4 protein-coding genes and 1 pseudogene are annotated in these 6000 nt (G+C 41.0%); 4 read left to right on the top strand and 1 reads right to left on the bottom strand.

Annotation, left to right across the window (positions count from 1 at the left end):
* Positions 1-410 precede the first annotated feature (410 nt).
* Positions 411-656, top strand: a pseudogene (locus ACW689_RS16190) (EAL domain-containing protein); the annotation flags it as partial.
* A 24-nt stretch (positions 657-680) separates the two neighbouring features.
* Here the strand turns inward: ACW689_RS16190 and ACW689_RS16185 are convergent.
* Positions 681-1973 (bottom strand): alkaline phosphatase, encoded by a 1293-nt coding sequence (locus ACW689_RS16185; RefSeq protein WP_476292985.1) that lies wholly within the window; start codon positions 1971-1973, stop codon positions 681-683.
* 171 nt (positions 1974-2144) lie between these two features.
* Here ACW689_RS16185 and ACW689_RS16180 point away from each other — a divergent pair, with 171 nt between their 5' ends.
* The 3 genes from ACW689_RS16180 (at position 2145) to rnd (ending at position 5978) form a co-directional block, all read left to right on the top strand.
* Entirely contained in the window at positions 2145-3017 is an 873-nt protein-coding gene (locus tag ACW689_RS16180; protein WP_476292984.1) for an alpha/beta fold hydrolase, read from the top strand.
* A gap of 121 nt (positions 3018-3138) precedes the next feature.
* Complete coding sequence (gene fadD, locus ACW689_RS16175; RefSeq protein WP_476292983.1) at positions 3139-4791, top strand: long-chain-fatty-acid--CoA ligase FadD; 1653 nt, start codon at positions 3139-3141, stop codon at positions 4789-4791.
* Positions 4792-4847: 56 nt separating this feature from the next.
* Entirely contained in the window at positions 4848-5978 is a 1131-nt protein-coding gene (rnd, locus tag ACW689_RS16170) for a ribonuclease D (RefSeq protein ID WP_476292982.1), read from the top strand.
* Positions 5979-6000 lie beyond the last annotated feature (22 nt).

Genomic DNA, 6000 nt, shown 5'->3' with positions numbered 1-6000 from the left:
TGAAAGTCTCGGTGATCTGCCGCCAGCAGCTTACCGGGCAAAGTTAGAAAACTCTAGTTTACAGGTGTCTCACTGACGGGGAAGTGGACAGTTACATTGCGCTTATACCGTTTTTTATCGTCGCTTCGTTGATAACTCTAGTAAACCAATGGTTTAAGTTATCAAGTTTGGGCGAAGGTTATCGTTATTTAAATGACTTTAACGCGCTCGTTTGGGGATTGTTTCCCTTATTAAGTTTGATTTCCTTTTCGTACCATCTTTCGAAAAACCTGCGTATTCACACCATCGCAGCGCCGATCATGGTAGTTACATGTTTTGCTGTAACAACAGGATACTTCTATATCGAAAGTGGTCAAGTTAGGCTCAACCACAAGACTTAGTATTGAGACCATCAAACTAGACTAGACAGAAGTCTTTTACCCGATTCGTCGAATCACAGAGCTGCTGCTTTATATTGTGACTTAGTCAGCTTATGCAAAAAGTTGGGGTTTAAAACAGTTGCGGAAGGGGTTGAGTCTATTGATGACGAAAACGTCGTAACCAGTGCTCAAATAGACTACGTACAAGGGTACTTTTATTATCACGCGATGCCGTTAGAGCGGGCTATAAAATTGTTAAATGAGCAGCAAAAAGCGGTGAAAAACACCGCTTCATAAGAAACCACAGTTGATGTGTAAAAATTATTTACTGATAAACGATAATAATTTAGCTGCAATGTCTGTATTGTTTTGGCCACCAATAAAGTGTTCAGCACCTTTGCCGTATGCAAACACCTGTACGTCTACTGCTGTATGGCCTGTGGTCGTCCAGCCTGTGTAACTTGCTTCATTTATTATTTGTTTAACTGTGTTAGTTAACGCCTTCAGGTCGATATTTTTGGCATTTTGTAATTTCAGTTGGGTTTGCTTATCGTAGGGAAGGTTTGTTTGTGCTACCCAAACATGTTCCATATCCTGTGCGGCAAGCAATTTTTTTGCGATTGGTTCCGCCGAACCTTTAACGCCTTTAACTACATCACGTTCCCAGCGGTATTGACCCGCAGCCCCCAAGGTTACGCCACCAGTAGAATGATCCGCAGTGACAACTAACAAAGTATCAGGATGAGAATCAATATACTGTTTTACGGCTTTGATGGCGTTGGCGAAGTCATGCATTTCGTGCATCGCACAGGCGATATCGTTACTATGCGCACACCAATCGATTTGGCTGCCTTCAATCATCGCAAAAAAGCCCTTTTCGCTTTGTTTATCAAGTAATGATAGCGCTTTATTGGTCATGCTCTCTAGACGGTTAGGGTCTTTGTCAATCGCATGAGGTAGGCCTTTTGGCGCGAATAAGCCGATTGCTGGTAATTTATCTAATGAGTTTATGCTCGTTAACGAATCGCTATAGATATAACCTGCTTTTTTTAGCTCTTCGACGATGTTTCTATCTTCACGGATAAAATACTCTGTGCCACCACCTAAAATTAGGTCTACGGGAAGACGGCCTTTAATTTGGTTATCAACAAAGTCGTTTGCAATAGCATCATAATTGCGACGGTAATCATTGTGTGCAACGAAACTTGCTGGTGTTGCATGATTAACTTGAGAAGTCGCTACTAAAGCGGTGGTCATCCCTTTTTCTTTTGCTACTTCTAACATGGTTTTAATTGGCTTTTTATCCGTTGAAACAGCAATTGCACCGTTGTAAGTTTTTTGCCCTGTGCTGAGTGCAGTAGCAGCTGCTGCGCTATCAGTAACAATCGTTTTATCATCTGGGTAAGTACGTGCCATGCCAACTAAAATTGAATCAAAAACAGTTTGTTCAACATCAGGAGTTGATTTGTCATCCATATAGTATCGGTATGCTGTTGTATAGGCAGGTCCCATACCATCACCTATCATAAAAATAATGTTTTTTGGTGTCGACTCTGCGCTCGCATTAGCTGCGAATAATATTCCCGAAGCGATTAAACTCATTGTTTTTTTCATTTGAATAAACCTTTTGGATCCCCGTGTAATTTCGCGCATATCATACTCTTATTCGTATCAAAATGTGATGACTATATGTTTTTCATCGGCAAAAAAGCGAACTGGATACAAGCTTAGTGATTGAATCAAAACAAAGTTGCAGTAGGATAGAGGGCATTACAAGTTTAATAAATGAGTAAAGTGATGAATGAACATCATGATTTAGAGGGGTTACTAGCGCAACTTGGGTTGTCAGGGCAAGTACATGGTAGTGGTGAAGAAACCGTTATTTGCTTGCATGGATGGCTTGATAATAGTAATAGCTTTATGCGTCTATTCAAGCACCTTAGCGACCACAGGCAATGGATCAGCATAGATCAAGTCGGCCATGGCATGTCAAACTGGCGGTCTAACGATGCGCACTACTACTTTATTGACTATGTATATGACTTGTTGAGTCTAGTTGATGGGCTGGAATTAGAACAGTGCCATTTAGTTGGGCACTCAATGGGCGCGATGATCTGTGGTTTATTTACATCATTGTACCCTAGTCGAGTTAAAACACTGACGATGATTGAAGGTTTTGGTTTAGTTTGCACTGAACCCCCTGCATTAAAACAACAAATACTTGATGCATTTAAGCAGCGCAAAAGTACGGAGCAGTTTAGTAAACGGCTTTATTCAAACTTTAATGCACTTGCAGTTGCTCGAAGCAATGCGGGTGATTTGGGCTATGAAAACGCAGCGTTACTTATGCAAAGAAATACTCAAAAAGTTGAAGGGGGCTACTATTTGACAACAGATCCTCGACTAAAAACACAGTCTGCATTTCGTTTTACTCAAGCTCAAGCACTTGAAATACTGTCAGATGTGCACACACCGAGTTTGCTTATTGAAGCCGCTCAGGGCTATGAATTTATTCAGTTAAATAAAAGCATCTTCGCTAAAAAGTTCAATAACTTACAAATTGAGCAAGTTTCAGGAGGGCATCATTGTCACATGGAAAATCCGTCTCAATGTGCGCAGATAATTGAACAGCACCTGAATAGATTTACCGTATCTTGATTGTATATTCGCAACAAATGTGGGAATATCCCCGCATTAGAGTATTTGCTCAATTGTTAAAGTGCCTTATATCGATTAAGGTTAAGTATCAAAAATTATAACTAAAACACAGGAGCTAAGAGTGGAAAAAATCTGGCTAAAGCGCTATCCAGAAGGGATGCCTGAAACTATTGACCCAGAACATTACAACTCGTTGCTTGAATTGTTTGACAAAAGCTTTTCCGAATTCTCGTCTTTGCCTGCATATACAAATATGGACAAGACGTTAACTTATAAACAAGTTGATGAAAAAACCAAAGCTGTTGCTAGCTACATCCAGAATACGTTGAAATTAGGCAAAGGTGACAAAGTTGCTGTCATGATGCCTAACTTGCTGCAAACACCGATTTCTATATTGGGTATTTTGCGAGCTGGTTGTACAGTGGTTAATGTTAACCCACTTTATACAGTGCGAGAGCTAGAGCATCAGCTGAATGATTCAGAAACAAAAGCCATTTTCATTTTGGCTAATTTCGCCCAAACTCTGCAAAAAGCGTTACCGCAAACGCAAGTTAAGCATATTGTTTTAACAGAAATAGGCGATATGTTGGGTGGCGTTAAAAAGCACTTAGTGAATTTTGTTGTTAAGCACGTTAAAAAGATGGTGCCAGAATATACGCTGCCAAATCCAATTCCTTTTCGTAAGGTAGTAAGTGCAGATCCAAATGCGTATAAAGTACCGAATGTTACGCTGGATGATTTGGCATTTTTACAATACACAGGTGGTACGACTGGTGTGTCAAAAGGCGCTATGCTGACGCACGGTAACATGGTGGGTAACTTAGAACAGGTTTCAGGCTGTTTAGACAAGGTACTCGATGCAGGTAAAGAAGTGGTTATTACCGCACTGCCACTCTATCATATCTTTGCGTTGACGGCTAACTGCCTAACGTTTATGAAGTATGGCGGGCACAATATTTTGATCACAAACCCGCGTGATATGCCAGGGTTTGTTAAAGAGCTTTCAAAATATCCATTTACGGCGATTACGGGTGTAAACACTTTGTTCAATGGCCTATTAAACACGCCAGGCTTTGCTGAATTAGATTTTTCGCACCTAAAAATGTCTCTAGGCGGCGGTATGGCAGTTCAGCGTCCAGTAGCGGAACGTTGGCAAAAAGTGACGCGTAGCAAACTGATGGAAGGCTATGGTCTAACTGAGTGTGCCCCGTTAGTTACGATTTGTCCGTATGATCTTGATGGGTATAACGGTTCAATTGGTTTACCAGCACCAAGCACTGAGTTAAAAATCTTACTCGAAAATGGTGAAGAGGCAGGTCTTGGAGAAGCAGGGGAGTTGTGTGTCAAAGGCCCGCAAGTAATGGCTGGTTACTACAATCGTCCCGACGCAACCGCTGAATGTTTGAAAGACGGCTGGTTCGCTACTGGTGATATTGCAACATTTGATGAAGAGGGCTTCTTCTACATCGTTGACCGCAAAAAAGACATGATTATTGTGTCTGGCTTTAACGTTTTCCCAAATGAAGTTGAAGAAGTAGTCGCGATGCATGACGGGGTATTGGAAGTTGCCGCGGTCGGCATTCCTCATGATGTGAGTGGTGAGCAAGTTAAAGTTTTCGTCGTGAAAAAAGACCCATCACTGACAGAAAAGGATATAATCAAGCATTGTCGTGATAATTTGACCAATTATAAGGTACCGAAATTGGTAGAGTTTAGAGATGAACTACCAAAAACGAACGTAGGTAAGATCTTACGCAGGGCCTTAAAGGAATAAAAGAATGCCGGCATAAGCCGGCTTTTTTTTGTAAATAATAATGTCCAGGAGACGCAGTGCAGTACCAAGTAATTCAATCACAAGTAGAGCTTAATCAATTTGTTAGTAAAATAGCTGACACAAAAGTCGTGGCGCTTGATACTGAATTCATGCGTCGTAGAACGCTTTATCCGGAAGTCGCCCTAATACAGGTTTTTGCCAATAACCACTTGGGGTTGATTGATCCATTACTTGAATTAGACTTTTCCACTTTGTGGGATGTCTGCAAAAATCCAAATGTATTAAAAGTACTCCACTCTCCTTCAGAAGATATTGAAGTTTTTCAAAATTTTGCAGGGTTTGTGCCTGCGCCCATGTTCGATACCCAGTTTGCACTGCAATTACTTGGGGAAGGAAACTGTGTCGGCTTTGCCAATATGGTTAAAACCATTTTAGATGTAGAGATTGATAAAAGTGAATCGCGCACTAATTGGCTGCAAAGGCCTCTGACTCAAAAGCAGCTCGATTACGCAGCGTCAGATGTGTTTTATCTTATGCCATGCTTTGAGAACATTTTTGCACGTATTAGTGAGCAAAATCTCGCGGATATTGTTACCTCTGAGTGTGAACTAATTGCCGCTAAGCGTGCTTTTATCATTCCGGACGAGCAAGTTTATCTCGATATAAAAAATGCATGGCAGCTTAAACCTCGTGATTTGGCAGTACTCAAAGAGCTGGCAGCTTGGCGTAGAAATAAAGCGCAAAGAAAAAATCTTGCGCTTAGCTTCATTCTTAAAGAACATAATATGGTTGAAATTGCTAAACGCAGGCCGACGTCTCTTAACGGGTTGAGAAATGTTCCGGGCGTTGAAGCGATGGAAGTGAACCGTTCGGGTAAGGAAATACTAGCGTGTATCGAGAAGGGTAAATCAGTGAGTGAGCCCAGTTGTCCTAAAAAGCTATTACGCTTAATTGACTATCCAAACTACAAAAAAGCAGCCAAAGAGTTGAGTAATGAAATTAAGCAAATAGCGCTACGAAACTCAATTCCTGCTGATGTGTTAGCATCTAAAAAGCAAATAAATCAACTTATTAGCTGGAATTGGAAAAAAACAGCTGAAGAGCGAGCGAGTTTACTAAAGCCTGATTTACTCAAAGAGTGGCGTTACGACTTGGTCAAGGATAAGTTAGCTGAGTGGGATGTGTAAGATTGGGTAATAAATAATATCT

It is taken from the genome of Pseudoalteromonas sp. ABE4_541 (assembly GCF_056312285.1).
Note: the sequence above shows the minus strand (reverse complement) of the source record. Positions and strands in the feature narration are given on the sequence as shown.

Coding starts and splice junctions, on each gene's coding strand:
- ACW689_RS16185 (WP_476292985.1), bottom strand. CDS start 1,973: ATGAAAAAAACAATGAGTTTAATCGCTTCGGGAATATTATTCGCAGCT.
- ACW689_RS16180 (WP_476292984.1), top strand. CDS start 2,145: ATGAGTAAAGTGATGAATGAACATCATGATTTAGAGGGGTTACTAGCG.